Here is a 17,766-nt window from a genome sequence, read left to right as displayed (position 1 = left end):
CTGAGTACAGCTTATCCGATTTTCTTCAGATCCGTCAGTGCTTCCTGCACCGAATGATAACAGAATTCATCATGGTGCGCATCGGTCCAGCCGTAGCGGGCAAAGAGATCCCGAACCGGCCCCCGGACGAGCACGAAGTAGAAATGAACTCCTTCAGAGCGGTGATAATCGAGCCATTCATCAAACTCATCAAGGGCCACCGCATCCATATCATTCACCCCGGAAAAATCGATCACGACATGCTTTAAATGCGAATGCTCAATCATGCGTTCTCTGAGATGTTCTTCAATATACGCCATATTCGCAAAATAAATCGGGGCATCAATCCGGATCATCAGGACATCGTCAAACGTCTCCGCTTCCGGAAACCGCTCAATATTCAAATAATCATCCATGCCCTTCACATAGCCGAGCTCTGCCATATGCGGCTTGGCGCTTCTGTAAATAAAGACCCCGAGAGAGAAGAGAATCCCGATCAGAATGCCCATTTCAATCCCGATCACAAGCGTCGCCATAAACGTGACAATGAGGGTGATACCGTCCACTTTCTTCACCTGGAAGAGATGCTTCGCTTCTTTGAAGTCAATCAGCCCGTATACCGCAACAAGGATAATCGCAGCAAGAATCGCACGCGGCAAATAGTAGAACCAGGAGGTGAAAAAGAGCAGCGTCAATACGATGAACAGCCCCGTGAACACAGACGCCATGCCCGTTCTTGCACCGGATTCATAGTTGACGGCGGATCTGGAGAAACCGCCGGTAACCGGAAAGCCGGAGAAAAAACCGGCGCCGACATTGGCGGCCCCCAGTGCCCGGAGCTCCGCGTCGGCACTGATCGGATATTTCTCCTTTGTGGAGATGACTTTCGCCATCGCATAGGATTCAACAAACCCGATAATCGCGATCGTCAGTGCCGTCGGAATGAGGATCAGCATCGTATCAACGGACACGTCAGGCACCGTGATCCCCGGCAGCCCCCCCGGGATATCACCGACGATCCGCACACCCTGATCATGCAGGTTAAACACCTGCACGAGTCCAATCGCCAAAACGACCACAAAAAGCGGTGCCGGAATCTTCGGGATCTTCTTCTTTGCCACAATCAGAATCAGCATACCGCCGACGCCAAGGGAGAGTGTCAAAGGATCAATCTCCGTGAACCGGGCGACGACCGTTCCGGCAATCACAAAGACATTCTTCGAATCGCCAAGATCCATGCCGAGCAGATGATTCAGTTGACTGAAGCCGATGACAATCGCCGCCGCAGAGGTGAAGCCGCTGATGACGGCGTGGGAGATGAATTTCGTAATCACCCCAAGCTTCAATACACCGAGGAGCAGCTGAATCACGCCGGTCATCAGGGCCAGGAGGATGACATAGCTGATGTACTCCGCACTCCCGGGTTCTGCAAGCCCGGATACGCCCGTAAAAATTAACAGCGACACCATGGCAACCGGTCCGACGGCGAGCTGCCTCGACGTGCCCATAAGTGCGTAAATAAACAGCGGGACAGTTGACGCATAGAGCCCCATCACCGGCGGAAGCCCGGCAAGCATCGCATAGGCCATCCCCTGCGGAATGAGCATAATCGCGACAATGAGCGCCGCATTCAGATCCCCCTTGAGATCTGATTTCAGATCATAGTGTTGTAACTGCTGCCATAAAGGAAACCACTGTTGCATCGTCGGCACCCGCTTTCCGTTCTTTTCTCATACCTTCATCTGATTACGAAAGGGAAGCCCGGCCTTTCGAATGAAAGACCAGGCCTTTGTCCCGTATAATTGGTTTGTTATTCCGTTACAGCGCAGCGGTTAGGGCCGATTTCCATTTCCGTTTTTTCTTCCGGTTCCGGATCGATTTTCCCCATGTTGGTCTGACGGATTTCCTGGTAGGAGTTTGGCTGTGGCGGGAGATTTCCTGTTACATAGCTTCGGAATTCCGCCTCATCCTCAAACTGGAGCCCTTCGTTTGTCTTGAACAGCTCTTCAAGTGTTTCAAAGACACGGCCATGCTCATCGACTTCCGCAAACTTGGCGAAGTGAGCCGGGAGCACTTTCAGGTTCTGATCAAGGTTCTTAAACGTCACGTAAAGCGAGTTTCTCAGATCGCCAACCCAGTCTTCCGCTTTCCCTGCAAGGTCCGGACGGCCGATGGATTCAACGAAGAGAATGTCCCCTGTCACGAGATACTGATCGTCAATGATGACCGAAGTACTGCCGATGGTGTGGCCTGGTGAATAAACAGCCTTCAGCTGAATCTCTTCGCCCGCCGCGCCAATCGTCAATTCCTGACCGTCTTCAAACGCTTCATAGTTGAACTGGACTTCATCCGCATCTTTCGAAGGAAGCCAGTATTTTGCGCCTGTTCGCTCGCGCATCGTTCTTGCTCCGGAAATGTGGTCTGCATGAAGGTGAGTATCGATGGCATGCTTGAGCGTTGCTTTTTTATCATCGAGGAAGGCCTGGTACTGATCAACCATTCTCGTCGTATCCACGATCGCTGCATCCCCGTTCTTGGCCACTGCGATATAAGAGAGGCACCCTTTACCGAGACGTACGAACTGATACAGCTCTCCGCCGTTACTGAGGTCACCGAGCTTCACCGGCTGAAGGTCCTCTGAATAATTCTTCATTCCGCCTTCAAGATAGTATACATCCTGCCCTGTCGCTTCCACGATCTGCTCTGCGACGAACTGTGAAGAACCTTCTTTCGCACAGGCAACCAAAATCTCTTTATCTTTTGGAAGTTCTCCGAGGATCTCATCCACACCATCAATCAGATCAAAATACGGCTTGTTGATTGAGGTAATGCTGTCACCTTCGATTTTCCAGTCCTGATAGGCATCTTCATTTCTCACGTCCAGGATAAACAGATCCTCACGTGCAATAATCTTCTGTCCCAATTCGTTTGCAGTCATTACTTTTAAGCTCATCTTCAACATCCTCCTTGGATTTTAAATTATACCTGTGTAGGTATTATTTTGAGTAAAAAAAGATGGGGGTTCTCTTTTGTCATCTTCATTAGTAACTTTACCCCTATGGGTATAGTAATAAACTTTCACCAAATTGTCAATACTTTTGGCCAAAGTTTTATCACTCTGCTTTCTATAACCTTGTGGGCGCGTATTTTTCGGGCTCTCACTGGGATACTGCGACCACAAACGCACATCAAAGCCGAAGGACGATGCCCCCGGCTTTGATTCACTGTCACCGAATCTTTCTTCAGCTGAACGCAGTCACTCAGCGACTGAGTTCAGCTTCTTCAATCCGACGTTCAATTTTTTCATCCATCTCTCTCACAAGCTCCATCAGATCGTCAGGGCCTGTCTGTACAAAAGCAATCTCTGCATCTGCAACAGCCTCTTGCCAGGCTTCTGTCTCAAAGACCGTTTCAAGGGCACTGATGATTTCATCCCTGTGGTCAGCGGGGATCCCCTGAGGGGCAACGAGGACACGCATGACATTGAGGAGTATTTCATAGCCCTGTTCAGAAAATGTCGTCCCATCCCCATCCGGACTGCCTGTACAGCCGAGCTTCCGTCCACCCGAGCGGGCCACATCATCGGCCGCCTCACAGGACGATAATGCCGTATCAATCTGATCCTCGCTTAATGCCTGGATCAGTTCACCGCCGCCATCGTAGCGGACAGGGGTTACATCAACCCCGGTTTCATTCTCCAGTAAAAAAATCATAAGTTCGCCAAGAGAGCCGGAATGCCCGACTGTTAAACGGCCCGGCTGTCTGTTCGCAATGTCGATCCAGTCTTCAAAGTCTTCGCCTTCAAAACCCGGACCTGCAAGCAGGGCATGAGGCATCTGATCAAAACCCATCAGATAATCATAGTCCGTCATGGCAAGTTCCGTGTCATAAAGTCTCGCGTGAACGAGTTCATCAGGGTTCCCGAACATGCCGAGTGTATACCCGTCCGCATCCGCTTCGGCAATAGCCAAAAGCCCGCTTCCGGACTGACGGCCATCGTGATTGTCCACGATAACCTCGATGCCCCAATAATCACTGAGCCCTTCGGCAGTCAGCCGCGCCATTTGATCAGAAGATCCTCCCGGACTGTAGGGTACAATGATCGTCACGGCTTCCTCGGGAAAAGAATCTCTGACGACTTCATCATCATTTGCGCAAGACGACATCATCAGCAAAACCAGAACTGCGAGCATCCCTCTCATCACGATTCCCCCTCACGTATCCATCTGGTTCTATTCTACCACAAAAAACCTCCGGTTACGGCCATTGCCGTCCGGAGGTTCATGTACATCTTTTTCTGGAAGTCAGGAGATGATTTCCCGAAGTTCACCGTGCTGTGTTAAAACAGATCAGAGATACTCATACGCTTCCTGCTCATCATACTCCCTTGAGTACAGATACTCAATATCCTCATCCGTCATCACCATCAGTCTTTCCTGTGATGTGTTGCGCACCTGCATCAGAAAGTGAATCATGTTCTCTCGTTCCCGTCTTTTCATTGAAATCATCTCCTTTTGTTATAGTACAGATTTAATTTGTAACTGTATTGTATAACAGAGTGTTTCTGCTGTCAACAAAAAACCCGAAAAAAGTTTTTCGGGTTTTTTGTTCTTTCCTATTAAAACTCTTTGCACCGCCCCGGTTCCTTAAGGAAGGTCATTCCCGGCCGCCCGGTAGAGCGCATACCATTCAGGACGCGTCAGGGTGACTCCGTCCGCTTTGGCAATCTCTCTGATTCGCTCCGGGTTCATCGAACCGATCACCGGCTGCATCTTTGCCGGATGGTGCAACAGCCAGGCGATGGCAATGGCAGACTTACTGACCCCTTTCGCCTCTGCCGTCTCTTTAAGAGCCGCATTCAATTCAGGAAATTCAGGATGATCAATGAACACCCCTTCAATCATCCCGTGCTGAAACGGTGACCACGGCTGAACGGTCATATCATGAAGGCGGCTGTACTCAAGGAGATAGCCGTCACGGACAACGGCAGCATCATTCCCCATATTGACGTTCAGACCCGCGTCAATGAGCGGCGTGTGAGCGAGGCTCAGCTGCAGCTGATTGATCTGCAGCGGCTGTTTGACGTAGCGTTTCAAGAGCTCGATCTGCATCTGATTTTGATTACTCACACCAAACACCCGGACCTTCCCGCTCTCGGCAAGCGTATCAAAGGCCTCTGCCACTTCTTCCGGTTCCATCAGCGTGTCCGGCCTGTGAAGAAGAAGGGTATCAAGGTAATCGGTTCCAAGACGCTTTAAAATCCCGTCCACCGAGCTCAGAATATGATCTTTCGAGAAATCAAAATACCCGTCACGAATGCCGCACTTCGACTGAAGCAGGATCTCTTCCCGTTTGAGTGACGTCTCTTTCAGGGCGTCCCGGAAGATTTCTTCCGACGTCCCCTTGCCGTAAATATCCGCGTGATCAAACAGGTTGATCCCGGATTCCGAAGCTGCTTCAATGACGCCCGCCGCTTCCTTAACGGTTTTATCCGCCATCCGCATGCACCCGAGAGACAGTCTCCCGGAAAACAGCGGGCTCGTTCCTAGCTGGATTTGTTTCATAACTGGTGACACCTCCATATAGACTGTCTCCCCAGTTTACCACACTTACGTGGTAACAATCGCCGGTTCCTCCTGGTCGTAGCGGTCCCGGTAGCCTTCAAGAGGCAGGTTGATCCCGCCTTCTTTCTTCGCTTTCATATATTGCAAAATACCGACGGCAACAAGGATCAAAATGGCGATGAGATCCTGATAACCGTTCGGATTCATGAACAGGAGCGCACCGCCAAAGAGGACAGCCCGGAACAGCCAGTTCATTTTCGTGAAGAAATAGCCTTCTGCTGCGAAACTCAGCATCGTCACCCCGATCACGGAAGTGATGACAACGACGATCCCTTGCATAATCGTTGTATTGATAAGCAGAAGATTGCTGTTATAGACAAAGATATACGGGACGATAAATCCGGCCAGGGCGAGCTTCATCGAGATGCCCCCGGTCCTCATCTGCCGTCCCCCGGATATCCCCGCTGCAGCGAAAGCAGCCAGAGCCACCGGCGGCGTGATGTTCGCAAAGATCCCGAAGTAGAAAACAAACAGGTGGGCCACGAGCGGTTCAATGCCGAGTTGCACAAGGGCAGGTGCCGCCATAGTCGCCGTGATGATATACGTCGGGATACTCGGAAGACCCATGCCGAGGACGATCGACGCCACCATGGTGAACATGAGCGTCAGGAACAGGGATTCACCGCCAAGGATGACAATCCCGTTGGCAAGCTTCAGCCCGAAGCCTGTCAATGTGGCAATCCCGACGATGATGCCGACACTCGCACAGGCAATCGCCACGGCAAGCGCCGTTCTCGCACCGTTATCCAGTGCCCCGATGATGTCTTTCACCGACATCCTTGTCGTCTTTCGAATCATCGATACAGCTACAGTCACGAGAATCGTGAGAAACGCTGAGAAAATAATCGTCCGTCCGCTAAGGAAGAGCATATACATCAGGAACAAGAGCGGGATCAACAGATGGCCGCGTTCCATCATCACGTTCTTCACAAGCGGCAAGTTCTCTTTGGAAATCCCCTGCAGGCCTTCTTTTGTCGCACGGAGGTGAATCTGTATGATGACCCCAAGATAGAAGAGCAGTGCCGGCAATAGTGCCGCAAGGGCGATATCCCGGTATGCAATCCCGAGAATCTCGGCCATGATGAAAGCAGCCGCCCCCATGATCGGCGGCAAAATCTGCCCCCCGACACTCGCAGATGCCTCGACGGCGCCAGCGAAATCCTTCTTATACCCAATCTTCTTCATTAAAGGAATCGTAAACGACCCCGTTGTCACGACGTTCGCCACGGCCGCGCCGTTAATACTGCCGAGAAACCCGCTGGCAATGACGGACACTTTCGCCGGTCCGCCCTTCGTCTGTCCGGCAATCGCCAGGGCGAGATCGTTAAAGAACTGACCCATCCCCGACTTCTGTAAGAACGCGCCAAAGAGAATAAAGAGGAAGATGTACGTTGCCGATACTGAAATGGCCGTTCCGTAAACCCCTTCCGTTGTCACATACATGAAGTTGACGATATCACTCCACTCATAGCCACGATGCCGGAACAGACCGGACAGGTGATTGCCGTACAGGCCATAGGCGATAAACAGCGTGGCAAGAAGAGGCAACGCCCAACCGGTGACGCGTCTCGCGCCTTCAAGGACGAGGGCAACGAGGATCAGCCCAAAGACGAGATCCCATTCGTTCGGCATACCGCCCCTGCGAACGATGCCGTCGTAATCAATATAGATGTAGACCGTTGTCGAGATCGCCATCATGGCGAGGATCACGTCATACCAGTGCAGCTTCCTGCGGTCGAGCTTCTTGTAAGCCGGATAAATCAAAAAGATCAGGGCAAGGACCACTGCCACGTGGATCGACCGGTGCTGCAAGGTAACCGGTGTACCAAAGTAAGACGTGTACAAATGATACACCGACAGACTGATGGCGATGATGGATACGATGAGACCCACATAATACTTCCGGTAGCTTCTGACTCTCGATTCATTGTCATATTTCTCAAGGACTTCCTTCGTTTGTTCGTTCGGGACCGCTTCCTTGCTCATTCGGATGACCTCCATTCAATATAGAGTCTGACTGCTGTCTGATGCGGGATGGCTGACGGGGGGAATGCCTGTTCACCATTGATGTAGAGGGCATGCTCCGCCTGATGCGAATGGATCCAACGCAAATCATCATGCAACGTATTGATGCCATCGTAAATGATCATGCCGTTTTCCGTTCGTACCTCATTCGCTTCATGAGGAACACCTGCGCCGTAGGAGGCAAATTCAGTCCGTTCGAGGAGGAATGCATCCCCGTCGGTTACAGCGTACCGCTCGGCCCAGGGTGTCTTCTCCACAGAATGAATCCAGCTCAGTTCATAGATATCCCCGGCGGATACCGGCCTTTCAAAAAAGACCTGTCCTTCCCGCTCGCTTTCAAGAACAACCATCACTTCACCGGTCTCATTTGCGGACGTATAGTAAAGCCCCGTTCCCATCACCATGATAATCAGCAGACCCATAAGTCGTTTCATGATAAGCGGTTGCGACGGACCAATAGGTCCCCCGCAACCAGCCCTCCTTTACGGTTAGTCCAGCACACCCTGTTCTTCAAAGTAACGCTCCGCTCCCGGATGCAGAGGCACCGGCATCCCTTCCATCACGCTGTCGAGAGAAATATCCGTGGCCGCGTTGTGCGATGCGTGCAGGTCATCGATATGCTCAAAGAGCGACCGGGTAATCTCATACACCACATCGTCACTCAGTTCACTGTTCACGAGAAGTACGTTCGTAATCGTTGCCGTATTCACGTCTTCTTCCTGATCGTACGTACCGCCGGGAATGACACCGGTGGAGAAGAACGCGTACTCGTCCATCAGATTATCCATCGGTTCGCCTTCAATCGGAAGTACGACGGCATCATGCGTGGTGGACAAGTCGATAATCGTTGCATTCGGTACCCCGCTCGTCACAAATGCCGCATCGACCATGCCGTTTTTGATCTGATCAATCGCTTCACTGTAGGACAGGAAGTCTTCATTGATATCATCATAGTCCATACCGTGCGCATCGAGAATCATCCGGGCATTCAGTTCCACCCCGGAGCCTGGTGCCCCGACCCCGACGTCCCGTCCTTCAAGGTCATAGATCGATTCAATGCCCGTGTCGGCTGTCGTGACGACCTGGACAAAGTTCGGGTACAGTGCAGTGAGCCCTCTCAGTGATTCAATCGGCTCTTCGCCATCGAAAGCACCGCTGCCTTCATACGCCTGAGCCACGGCGTCCGCCATTGTAATGGCCAGTTCGGCACGATTGGAGTCAATCAGGTTGACGTTCTCAACAGAAGCCCCTGTGGACTGAACGGAGGTATCCACCCCGAGGTCCTGATCGAGAATGTTCGAAATCGCCCCGCCGATCGGATAGTACACCCCGCTTGTTCCGCCTGTTGCCACGGTAATGAACAGATCGTCCATATCCGCTCCGCCGGCGTTGGCCTCAGTGTTACCGTTATTGTCCGCTCCGCCATCGTTGTTGCCGGCATCCGCCGCCTCGTTATCATTGCCGCAAGCCGCTGCCGTTCCAATCAACAGTAACCCCATCGCACTCAACATTGCTTTCTTCATTCATAAAACCCCCTTGAAAAAAGTTGTGTTCATCTTCTTACTGTTATGCAAGATCCGTGCCAACTTTCTGAATCATCCGAAAATCCCGTTCCGGCAACCTTCTTTATGTAAGCGCATTCACAACCGGCAAAAAAAGACGGCAGATTTTGCCGCCCTTTTGCAAAGGTTTCCTCTCATCAGATGACCGGACCTTATTCAACCCTGTTCATATTGCTTGATTTTATCCCGCAGGCTCCGTTCACTGATCCCGAGTTTCGTTGCCGTGTGCTTGCGGTGTCCGTTTTCCGCCTCCAGGGTTTCAAGAATGAACGCCTTCTCAAGGGCCTTCAGGGTATATCCGAGCCGGACGAACGGTTTCAGTGACGCTTCCTCCGACTCCTGACGCTTCGTACCCCGGTTCAGATATGCAGGTAGATCCTCAGGCTCGATGATCTCCCCATCGGTAATCACCATCGAAGATTCAATGATATTTGCAAGTTCACGGATGTTCCCGGGGAAATGATGATTGAAGATCCGCTGTTCCGCTTCTTTAGAGAACCCCTGAATACTCTTGTTCATTTCCCTGTTGTATTTATCGATAAAATGTTTGAGAAGAATCGGCAAGTCCGCCGTCCGCTCCCGAAGAGGGGGAAGCTGCAGCTGAATCACGTTCAGCCGGAAATACAGATCCTCCCTGAAATGCCCTTCTTCCGTTTCTTTCTCGAGGGACACGTTCGTCGCGGCGATGACCCGGACATCGAACAGCTTGGCTTCCGTTCCGCCAAGACGTGTCACCTCACGCTTTTGCAGAACCCGGAGGAGTTTCGCCTGAAGCTGAACCGGCATATCCCCGATTTCATCAAGGAACAGCGTCCCGCCGTGAGCAAGTTCAAACTTCCCCGCTTTTCGCTGTGTGGCACCGGTAAAGGCTCCTTTCTCATACCCGAACAACTCGCTTTCAAGGAGCGTTTCCGGAATAGCCGCGCAGTTCACCACTTCCAAAGGGCCGCTTCGCCGCTTCCCGGCGTAATGGATCGCCCTTGCCACGAGCTCCTTCCCGGTACCGCTCTCGCCCGTGATCAGCACGTTCGTATCCACTTCCTTCACCTTGTCAATCAGGCGGTACAGTTTCTGCATCGCATCACTCTTGCCGACCATCTCTTCGTAGCGGTATTTCCGCTCGAGCTGATCAGACAGCGCCTGGACCTGCCGGTTCAGAGCCTTGTATTCCATAACCCGGCTGATATTCGCAAAGAGCTCATCCATATTGAGTGGCTTCGTCACATAGCTGTATGCCCCGTTCTGAAGTGCTTCCACGGAAGACGAGATCGTGCCGTAAGCCGTAATCATAATCACTTCCGTACCCGGCGCCTGTTTTCGGATTTCTTTGAGGACATCGATCCCGTTCACACTGCCGATCTTCAAATCAAGAAGCACGACAGCCGGCTGATCGGCAATGACCGACTTCAGTCCCTCTGCGGGGTTCGTGAAGGCTTCGGTGTCATAGTCATCCTCAAGTGCAAATACGAGCGATGAACAGATCCCTTCTTCATCGTCAATAATGATAATTTTCGTCATGATCTCCTGCCCCCTTTACGCGCCTGCGGATCCGTCTGGTCCGGTTTCTTCGGGAAGACAAGCGTCATCGTCGTCCCCGTTCCTTTCTCACTGACGATCAATAGCTCACCGCCGTTATCTTTGACAAGCTGACTCGAAATGGCCAGTCCGAGGCCCGACCCCTTATCCTTCGTCGTGTAAAACGGCTCGAGCACCTTGGCCAGTTCGTCATCCGCCATACCAATGCCTTCGTCCGTGACGGAGAGATGCACGCACCCGTCCTGTTCAAAGACGGCAAGCGTCAGCGTCATCGTTCCTCCGCCCTCCGTGTTTTTTCTCGCTTCCATCGCATCAAGTCCGTTGATGATGAGGTTTATCACCGCCTGCTTGACCTGTTGCGGATCGACTTCAATCCACAGCCCCTCTTCCTGATTGAGTTCAAGGGTCATCCCCTTATTCTTACCCGTCCGCTCAAACAGAATGAAGGACTCATGCATCAGTATGCCCGCATCCACCGCTTCCGGCTCCTGATGCCTCGGCCTTGCGTAATTGATCAGGCCTTCGATCAGTTCACTGACCCGGACGATTTCCTTCGGGACGTATGTGGCGATCTCTTCCTGAAACTTCTGATTATTGATCTTCCGCGGGATCAGTTCGACGAAGGTTTTGATCGAGCTGAGCGGGTTGCGGATCTCATGGGCAATCCCTGCAACGACGCGGCTGAGCGCCTGGTTCTTCTCCTGCTCAAACACCTTGTTTCGAAGCTCCATCTCCGACGTCACATCCTCAAATGTCAGAATCAGACCCGCCACTTCCCGGCTGTAGTTAAACAGCGGATAGACGAAATACCGGAACTGAAACTTCTCACCGTCATCGCGGGTCCACGTCTGGTACTCCCCGAGGTAACGCCGCTCTTCGCCGGCGAGGATCTCCACGGCTTTCCCTTCAAGCAGCCGGTTCAACAGCGACACATCCCGGTAATCACGCTGAAGAGGCGCCTCGCTGAGCCCTGTCAGCAAATTGGCCTTCGGGTTAAACTTCGTGATCCGGCCATTGCTGTCGAGGGTCACGATCCCCCTTGGACTGCTGTCGAGGATCTGATTCAGGAATTCATTATTGTCACGCTTCAGTTCGATCTGTTCAAGGAGGGATTCGTTCAGCTGATTCAGATCCCCCGTCTTCTTCGACACTTCGTATTGGAGCTGGCGGTTCCAGCGGATCCCGAGAAAGAGGACAATCGTAAAGATGACGATCACCCCGGCCGCAGCCTGCACCGTCATTAACAGCCAGCCGTCCGCTCCCTCCTCCTGAAAATACTGTTCATACAGTTCCCCGTAGGCACCGGATGCCCGCATGCGGCGGATCTCCGTATTGACCGCATTTAACAGGGTATAGTTCTCCCGCTGAACCGCAATAGAATAATCCACCGGCATCAAAAACGAATCCGCCACATTCACGTCTTCTTCCATGCCAAGGCGTTCGATCAGAGCCCCCGTTGTTGTCATATTGCCGACGAATGTGTCTGCACGCCCGTCGAGAAAGAGCTCAAAGGCCCGCCGCTGATCTGTCGTCACCTGGAACTGGATACGCCGGATATTACGGAGAAATTCATACTCGATGGTCTGTTGCTGAATCGCGACGAGGGACTCGGAAAGATCCGTAATGACGCTGATCTCATCGTCATGGACCCGGGTCACCATCCCGATGGATGTGGAAAAAATCGAATCCGTGAATTCCATCCGGGTCGAAAACTGTTCGGAGAACGGAATCGTCAGGATGATATCCACCTCCTGATTTTGGATGGCCTCCACCGCCCTTGCCTGGCTCATCTCCACGTAGTCCGCCTCACGCTCCATCCCTTCTGCGATCTGCTCCATGAGCGCAAGGGAAAAACCCTGTTCTCCGTTCGACCGGTCGTGAAAGGGGATCAGTTCCGGGTCAAAAGCAACCCGAAGCGCGGGGGATTCCCCGTGGCGGTTCACTTCCGCCTGAGCCGGTTCCGTCAGCCATACGGACAGCACGAGCACCATCATGGCAAGCAACCCTGTCACCCTCATCGTCATCCCCCCTCCGGTAAGCGTTCTCATCTTATTGTACACTGCGATATGAAAAAGGAAAACCGCCTTCCTCTATGCTCTTCGCTCTCACATCAAAAAAACACCCCCGCCCTGTTCATCTGAACAGAGCGGGGATGCTGAATGGTTGTATTCATTTATTTCCCTTCAAGGCGGGCAATGCGTTCACCGAGATCCGGGTGTGAGGAGAACATGAGAGACATACCGCGCTTGCCGCTGATCTTCATCGTCTGTACGGCAGAATCATCACGTCCTCGGTTCACACTGGCACGGTCCACATAGCTTTGCAGGGACCTGAGTGCGTGTGCCATTTTGTCTTTGCCGGCAAGATCGGCGCCACCGCGATCCGCGTGGAATTCACGGTATCTCGAGTAGGCCATGACGACGATGCTTCCGAGGATCGACAAGAGGATCTGGAAGATAATGATCGATGCCAGCTGGACAATAAACTGGTACTGCTCCGGTACGAGACGCGATGCCACGATGGCAATGATGCGTGAGAAGAACACAACGAAGGTGTTGATCACACCCTGCAAGAGCGTCATCGTCACCATATCACCGTTGGCCACGTGCGCCACTTCATGGGCAATAACCCCTTCTACGGCGTCATCATCCATGACATGTAATAGCCCTGACGAGACAGCAACCAGTGACTTCTTCTTCGAAGGACCCGTCGCAAACGCGTTCACTTCCTGCGACTGATAAATGCCGACTTCCGGCATGTGCATGAGACCGGCAGCCCTTGAAAGACGGTGAACCTTCTCCACCACAATCCGCTCTTCCTGACTCATCGGGCCATCCGGGTCAATGACCTTGACCTTCATCATCTTCTTGGCGACAAAACGTGACATCGCAAGAGAGATGAAACTGCCCATGAACCCGATCAGAATACTGAAGACAGCCAGTGAGACAAGGTCAATGCCAAGCCCGGGACCACCGGTGTCAAACGTTCTTCCGAGATCGGTAAATTCCGTGATCAGGCTCCACACGATGAGAATGGTAACCATGACCATAATGTTTGTCAAAAGAAAAAAGAAAAATCGTTTCCCCATAGCTTCTACCTCCATTTTCATTCTTACGGACGTTATTATACACGAAAATCGGTCCTTTGTGTTGTACGGACTACCGGCAGAAAAGGTTTCACCGTTTCTGCCGAAATCCATCTTTCTTTACACTCATAGGGGTAGTGGTATATGATAAAGGAAAGACTGTGAGGAGGCATCACCTATGAAAGCGAATATCGGCTCTACAGACCGGGCTATCCGGATCGTCATCGGCATTACGCTCTTATCGTTGTATTTCTTTTTGGAAGGCGGCGCAAGATGGATCGGGCTCGTCGGATTCGTCCCGATTTTGACCTCATTCATCAGCTTCTGTCCGCTCTACACCCTGATCGGGGTCAACACGTGCAAGGTTAATACCCAATAATGTAAAAGAACCTGGCCGGGACTATCCCGGTGCCAGGTTCTTTTTGTATCGCGTGTAATCAGCCTTGCATGCCTTTTTTGATGTAAGAGGCAATGGTTACCGTACGTTTTGCCTGGAAGTGAACCGCGTCTTTCACGTCCTCGACCATCTTGCCTTCCTGATCGACGGTGACACTGACACCGTATGGGTTCCCGCCTGAAGCGAACTGAACCGGATCTGCGTAGCCAGGGGACGCAATGATCGCACCCCAGTGATGCATATTCGTATAGAGGGATTGAATCGTCGCTTCCTGACCGCCGTGCGCGTTGCTCGCTGAAGACATGGCAGAGACGACTTTATTGACCAGCTTGCCCTGTGCCCACAGTCCGCCGGTCGTATCGATGAACTGCTTCACCTGACCCGGCACGGTACCGAAGCGGGACGGGATGCTGAAGATGACGGCATCTGCCCAGTCCAGGTCGTCCGGAGTGGCTTCCGGGATGTCTTTTGTTTCATTATAATGCGCTTCCCAGGCCGGATTCGATGCAATTGCCGCTTCCGGTGCGAGCTCCGGGATACGAAGGAATTTCACATTGGCAGCACCTGCCGCTTTCGCGCCTTCCTCTGCCCACTTGGCCAACTGGTGGTTCGTCCCTGTTGAACTGTAATACACAACCGCTACGTTTACGTCTGTCATGATCAAATCTCTCCTTTTAATCGTTGTTTGTATTTATCTCCGTTTCGAGATACTTATTTATGGTGAAGCAGAATGACGATCCCTCAGGAGGTCATCCTGCGTTTACCTGTTATCCGGTGACGCTTCTTTATGCTTTCGTTGCATGATGGCCGAGCTTCTTGAGAAGTTCAGTCGCCTGATCCTTTTCCTCTTCCGTAAGCCCCGCCGTAATCCGGCGAATGGCCTGTTCATGCATCGGAAAAATCTGGTCCATGAGCGCCTTGCCGTCTTCCGTCAGGACCGCGTAGCTTACCCGCCGGTCCTTCGAGCACGTTTCTCTTGTGAGATACCCTTTTTTGACGAGTTTATCCACGACATAGGTGATGCTGCTGCTTGCAATCAGCACTTTCTCACCGATACGCTGAATCGGCTGCTGACCTTTATGAAAAATCAGTTCAAGAACGGCAAATTCAGTCGTATTCAATCCGTGACTGCGGATATCTTCCTCCACCTTTTTTTTCACAGCCTGCATTGAACGGGTCAGGACAATGAAGAGCTTCAGAGCGCGTTCTTCCTTGGACGTACTCATACTCACTCATATTCCTTTTCAATCGCCCGCGTGCTTCTTACTGTATCAATCGGGCGGACGAGCTTTTCAATTTCTTCCCGCTTTGACTCAAAGGCCGGCGGAAGGGCAAGCTTTTCTCCCAGGGTCTCATAGGGCTCATCACCCATAAATCCAGGGCCGTCCGTCGCGAACTCGAACAGGAGATTCGGGGCAAGACGGGCATAGAGGGATTTGAAATAGAAACGGTCCACGAAACCCGAGTTCGGGAAACGGAAGCTGTTCAGCGTTTCCGTCCAGTGATCGAGCGCCTCTTTATCTTCCACCCGAAAAGCGGTATGGTGCACCGTGCCATAGCCCTGCTGGACATTCGGGAGATCCGGACGGTGCTCGGTGATGACCTGCGCCCCGTTTCCGCCTTCCCCAACGCTGTAGAGCCGGCGCTCGCCTTCCTCTTTCTCCTTGGTGAAGCCCATCACCTCGGTAATCATCTTGTCAAAGAGCTCAATGTCTTTCACTCTCGTCACCATCGGACCGAGACCGGTGATGGCGAACTCATCAGGAACCGGTCCTTTTTTCCACGGGATGCCTGAAGCAACACCGGGCTGTCCTTCATCAGATACGAGCTGGTATTTCTGCTCATCGAAATCTTCAAATGGCAGTACTTTCTTGCCAAGAACGGTCTGAATGCCTTCATGTTTCACCTGGAGCCGCTCAAAGCGCTTCACCCAGTAATCGAGGGCCGCATCGGTCGGGATTCTGAATGAGGTCCGGTAAAACTCATTCGTTCCGTGGCTCCCCTTTGGAATCCCGGGAAAATCAAAAAACGTCATGTCTGTTCCGGCGTTTCCTTCATCATCCGCAAAGAACAGGTGATACGTCTGAATATCGTCCTGATTGACGGTTTTCTTGACGAGCCTCATGCCGAGGACGTACGTAAAAAATTCATAGTTCTTCTCTGCACTGCTCGTAATGGCGGTTACGTGGTGCAGTCCTTTTAATGTATGCATGGCAATTCCTCCATTCGGAATACGTGATCCGACTATTATCTCGACTTCGAAGTAATTATATCTCGAATTCGAGATATATGTCAAGGGGGTGTGCCTGATTTATTTTTCATTCCATAATGAAAAGCCTCCTGCGGCGTCAAAGCGGACGCAACGCTTCATCTCCCTGTGCCTCATAACGGGCTCCGTTAAAGCCGAAAACACCGGCCGCTTTGTTCGCGGGGCCGGTGTTTCAAAGGTCGTTACAACCGATCTCCTTCATCAGGGATGACCCGGTCGATGAAAAGCTTCGCAAGAACCGGATCGAACTGGGTGCCCGCTCCTTTTCGCAGTTCGTCAACAGCCTCGTTCACAGGAACGGGCTCACGGTATGTCTGCTTTGTGATCATCGCGTCATAGGCGTTTGCAATGGCAATGATTTTGCTTTCCGTCGGAATTTCGTTTCCTGTCAGCTGTCTCGGGTAACCTGTGCCGTCCATGCGTTCATGGTGACAGAGCACAATTTCCGCAAGTTCACTGAACTCGGAAGAGGCGTTTAAGATCCGGTAGCCGATTTCGGCATGCTTGCGGATTTCTTCCTTTTCGAGCTCATTAAGCGGCTTGTCCGACTGAAGAACGCTGTAGTCAATGGCGATCTTGCCAATATCATGAAGCAGTCCTGCAGTGCGGATGCGCTGGATGGCAGACTCATCGAGTCCTGCCGCCTTCGCAAGGTTCACAGAAAGGAGGCTCACCCGCTCGGAGTGCTCCTTTTCTCTCGGATTCTTCTCATACAGGGTCGCCATCATCCCGTTAATAAGATCATTGCGTCTGCTCGTTTTCTTGTAGAGCTTATTCGTATACATCCGGTCCTCCGCCAGTTGAAACACAGCCTGTATCGACTGGGCAGGGGAGTGATTCGTCGCATAGCCGAATGCCACGGACAGCTTAATGTCCTTCATAATGACGTCTTCGCAGTACGCATCGAGCTTCATGATCGTCTCTTTGACCGCTTCCTCACCCACTCCGGGCATGATAATGGCGAACTCATCCCCGCCGTGCCTTGCCAGGACGTCATCTTCCCTGATCACGCTTTTGAGACGATGTCCCACTTCAGAAATGAGTGCATCCCCTGTCACGTGGCCATAGGTGTCGTTGACGAGCTTCAATCCGTTCACGTCGGCAATGATCAGACTCACCGGATGATTGTTGCCCTGGGTGATTTCCTGAAGGGCCTGATCAAAATAACGGCGGTTAAAGAGTCCTGTCAGCTGATCGTGAAACGACAGATACTCCACCTGTGAGCGGTAGCGGTAGGCTTTCGTCTCGTCGATCATCGCAATATGGACCACGGCACCATCACTGCCCTC

Annotated in this window: 16 protein-coding genes; 1 reads left to right on the top strand and 15 read right to left on the bottom strand. The window is 52.2% G+C overall.

All coding sequences use genetic code 11. The features are described from left to right. Nucleotides 1-11: 11 nt before the first annotated feature. The 11 genes from BSEL_RS02345 to htpX form a co-directional block, all read right to left on the bottom strand. Nucleotides 12-1,682: a SulP family inorganic anion transporter gene (locus BSEL_RS02345; RefSeq protein ID WP_013171408.1), complete on the bottom strand. Its 1,671-nt coding sequence runs from the start codon at nt 1,680-1,682 to the stop codon at nt 12-14. Nucleotides 1,683-1,789: 107 nt separating this feature from the next. Further along, nucleotides 1,790-2,932: an MBL fold metallo-hydrolase gene (locus BSEL_RS02340; RefSeq protein WP_013171407.1), complete on the bottom strand. Its 1,143-nt coding sequence runs from the start codon at nt 2,930-2,932 to the stop codon at nt 1,790-1,792. A gap of 307 nt (nt 2,933-3,239) precedes the next feature. After that, nucleotides 3,240-4,181: a tripartite tricarboxylate transporter substrate binding protein gene (locus BSEL_RS02335; protein ID WP_013171406.1), complete on the bottom strand. Its 942-nt coding sequence runs from the start codon at nt 4,179-4,181 to the stop codon at nt 3,240-3,242. Nucleotides 4,182-4,328: 147 nt separating this feature from the next. After that, nucleotides 4,329-4,478 carry a BH0509 family protein gene (locus tag BSEL_RS02330; protein WP_013171405.1) on the bottom strand — a complete coding sequence of 50 codons (150 nt, stop codon included), beginning with the start codon at nt 4,476-4,478 and terminating at the stop codon, nt 4,329-4,331. A gap of 147 nt (nt 4,479-4,625) precedes the next feature. Continuing rightward, entirely contained in the window at nt 4,626-5,543 is a 918-nt protein-coding gene (locus tag BSEL_RS02325) for an aldo/keto reductase (RefSeq protein WP_013171404.1), read from the bottom strand. A gap of 45 nt (nt 5,544-5,588) precedes the next feature. Then, entirely contained in the window at nt 5,589-7,589 is a 2,001-nt protein-coding gene (locus BSEL_RS02320) for a TRAP transporter permease (protein ID WP_013171403.1), read from the bottom strand. Next, nucleotides 7,586-8,062, bottom strand: coding sequence for a DUF1850 domain-containing protein (locus tag BSEL_RS16900; protein WP_013171402.1), 477 nt, complete (start codon nt 8,060-8,062; stop codon nt 7,586-7,588). Before BSEL_RS16900 ends, BSEL_RS02320 begins: the two co-directional genes overlap by 4 nt. Before the next feature lie 54 nt (nt 8,063-8,116). Then, on the bottom strand, nt 8,117-9,151 hold the full coding sequence (locus BSEL_RS02310; RefSeq protein ID WP_013171401.1) for a TAXI family TRAP transporter solute-binding subunit: 1,035 nt from the start codon (nt 9,149-9,151) through the stop codon (nt 8,117-8,119). A 195-nt stretch (nt 9,152-9,346) separates the two neighbouring features. Next, complete coding sequence (locus BSEL_RS02305; protein WP_013171400.1) at nt 9,347-10,708, bottom strand: sigma-54-dependent transcriptional regulator; 1,362 nt, start codon at nt 10,706-10,708, stop codon at nt 9,347-9,349. Beyond that, on the bottom strand, nt 10,705-12,744 hold the full coding sequence (locus tag BSEL_RS02300) for an ATP-binding protein (protein WP_013171399.1): 2,040 nt from the start codon (nt 12,742-12,744) through the stop codon (nt 10,705-10,707). Before BSEL_RS02300 ends, BSEL_RS02305 begins: the two co-directional genes overlap by 4 nt. Nucleotides 12,745-12,899: 155 nt before the next feature. Next, the gene (gene htpX / locus BSEL_RS02295; RefSeq protein WP_013171398.1) at nt 12,900-13,814 is read right to left on the bottom strand and encodes a protease HtpX; all 915 of its coding nucleotides are present in this window, start codon (nt 13,812-13,814) and stop codon (nt 12,900-12,902) included. A 175-nt stretch (nt 13,815-13,989) separates the two neighbouring features. Between htpX and BSEL_RS02290 the strand changes: the two genes are divergently transcribed. Then, on the top strand, nt 13,990-14,190 hold the full coding sequence (locus BSEL_RS02290; RefSeq protein WP_013171397.1) for a YgaP family membrane protein: 201 nt from the start codon (nt 13,990-13,992) through the stop codon (nt 14,188-14,190). Nucleotides 14,191-14,248: 58 nt separating this feature from the next. Here the strand turns inward: BSEL_RS02290 and wrbA are convergent, their stop codons facing one another. The 4 genes from wrbA to BSEL_RS02270 all read right to left on the bottom strand — a co-directional run bounded on the left by wrbA (nt 14,249) and on the right by BSEL_RS02270 (nt 17,748). Next, nucleotides 14,249-14,866 carry an NAD(P)H:quinone oxidoreductase gene (gene wrbA, locus BSEL_RS02285; RefSeq protein WP_013171396.1) on the bottom strand — a complete coding sequence of 206 codons (618 nt, stop codon included), beginning with the start codon at nt 14,864-14,866 and terminating at the stop codon, nt 14,249-14,251. Between the two features lie 127 nt (nt 14,867-14,993). Continuing rightward, a complete protein-coding gene (locus tag BSEL_RS02280; protein WP_013171395.1) occupies nt 14,994-15,434 on the bottom strand; it encodes a MarR family winged helix-turn-helix transcriptional regulator in 441 nt (146 codons plus the stop codon). 2 nt (nt 15,435-15,436) lie between these two features. Continuing rightward, a complete protein-coding gene (locus BSEL_RS02275) occupies nt 15,437-16,420 on the bottom strand; it encodes a ring-cleaving dioxygenase (RefSeq protein WP_013171394.1) in 984 nt (327 codons plus the stop codon). A gap of 239 nt (nt 16,421-16,659) precedes the next feature. Next, a complete protein-coding gene (locus BSEL_RS02270; RefSeq protein ID WP_049773519.1) occupies nt 16,660-17,748 on the bottom strand; it encodes an HD-GYP domain-containing protein in 1,089 nt (362 codons plus the stop codon). Nucleotides 17,749-17,766 lie beyond the last annotated feature (18 nt).

The sequence above is a fragment of the [Bacillus] selenitireducens MLS10 genome, from assembly GCF_000093085.1.
GTDB classification, from domain to species: Bacteria; Bacillota; Bacilli; order Bacillales; family Salisediminibacteriaceae; genus Salisediminibacterium; species Salisediminibacterium selenitireducens.
Note: the sequence above shows the minus strand (reverse complement) of the source record. Positions and strands in the feature narration are given on the sequence as shown.

Bases quoted from the DNA above. Each gene is read 5' to 3' on its own strand.
- BSEL_RS02330 (WP_013171405.1), bottom strand. From the start codon at position 4,478: ATGAAAAGACGGGAACGAGAGAACATGATTCACTTTCTGATGCAGGTG.
- wrbA (WP_013171396.1), bottom strand. From the start codon at position 14,866: ATGACAGACGTAAACGTAGCGGTTGTGTATTACAGTTCAACAGGGACG.
- BSEL_RS02320 (WP_013171403.1), bottom strand. From the start codon at position 7,589: ATGAGCAAGGAAGCGGTCCCGAACGAACAAACGAAGGAAGTCCTTGAG.
- BSEL_RS02280 (WP_013171395.1), bottom strand. From the start codon at position 15,434: ATGAGTACGTCCAAGGAAGAACGCGCTCTGAAGCTCTTCATTGTCCTG.
- BSEL_RS02310 (WP_013171401.1), bottom strand. From the start codon at position 9,151: ATGAAGAAAGCAATGTTGAGTGCGATGGGGTTACTGTTGATTGGAACG.
- BSEL_RS02340 (WP_013171407.1), bottom strand. From the start codon at position 2,932: ATGAGCTTAAAAGTAATGACTGCAAACGAATTGGGACAGAAGATTATT.
- BSEL_RS02305 (WP_013171400.1), bottom strand. From the start codon at position 10,708: ATGACGAAAATTATCATTATTGACGATGAAGAAGGGATCTGTTCATCG.
- BSEL_RS02300 (WP_013171399.1), bottom strand. From the start codon at position 12,744: ATGAGGGTGACAGGGTTGCTTGCCATGATGGTGCTCGTGCTGTCCGTA.
- BSEL_RS02345 (WP_013171408.1), bottom strand. From the start codon at position 1,682: ATGCAACAGTGGTTTCCTTTATGGCAGCAGTTACAACACTATGATCTG.
- BSEL_RS02275 (WP_013171394.1), bottom strand. From the start codon at position 16,420: ATGCATACATTAAAAGGACTGCACCACGTAACCGCCATTACGAGCAGT.
- BSEL_RS16900 (WP_013171402.1), bottom strand. From the start codon at position 8,062: ATGAAACGACTTATGGGTCTGCTGATTATCATGGTGATGGGAACGGGG.
- htpX (WP_013171398.1), bottom strand. From the start codon at position 13,814: ATGGGGAAACGATTTTTCTTTTTTCTTTTGACAAACATTATGGTCATG.
- BSEL_RS02290 (WP_013171397.1), top strand. From the start codon at position 13,990: ATGAAAGCGAATATCGGCTCTACAGACCGGGCTATCCGGATCGTCATC.
- BSEL_RS02335 (WP_013171406.1), bottom strand. From the start codon at position 4,181: ATGAGAGGGATGCTCGCAGTTCTGGTTTTGCTGATGATGTCGTCTTGC.
- BSEL_RS02325 (WP_013171404.1), bottom strand. From the start codon at position 5,543: ATGAAACAAATCCAGCTAGGAACGAGCCCGCTGTTTTCCGGGAGACTG.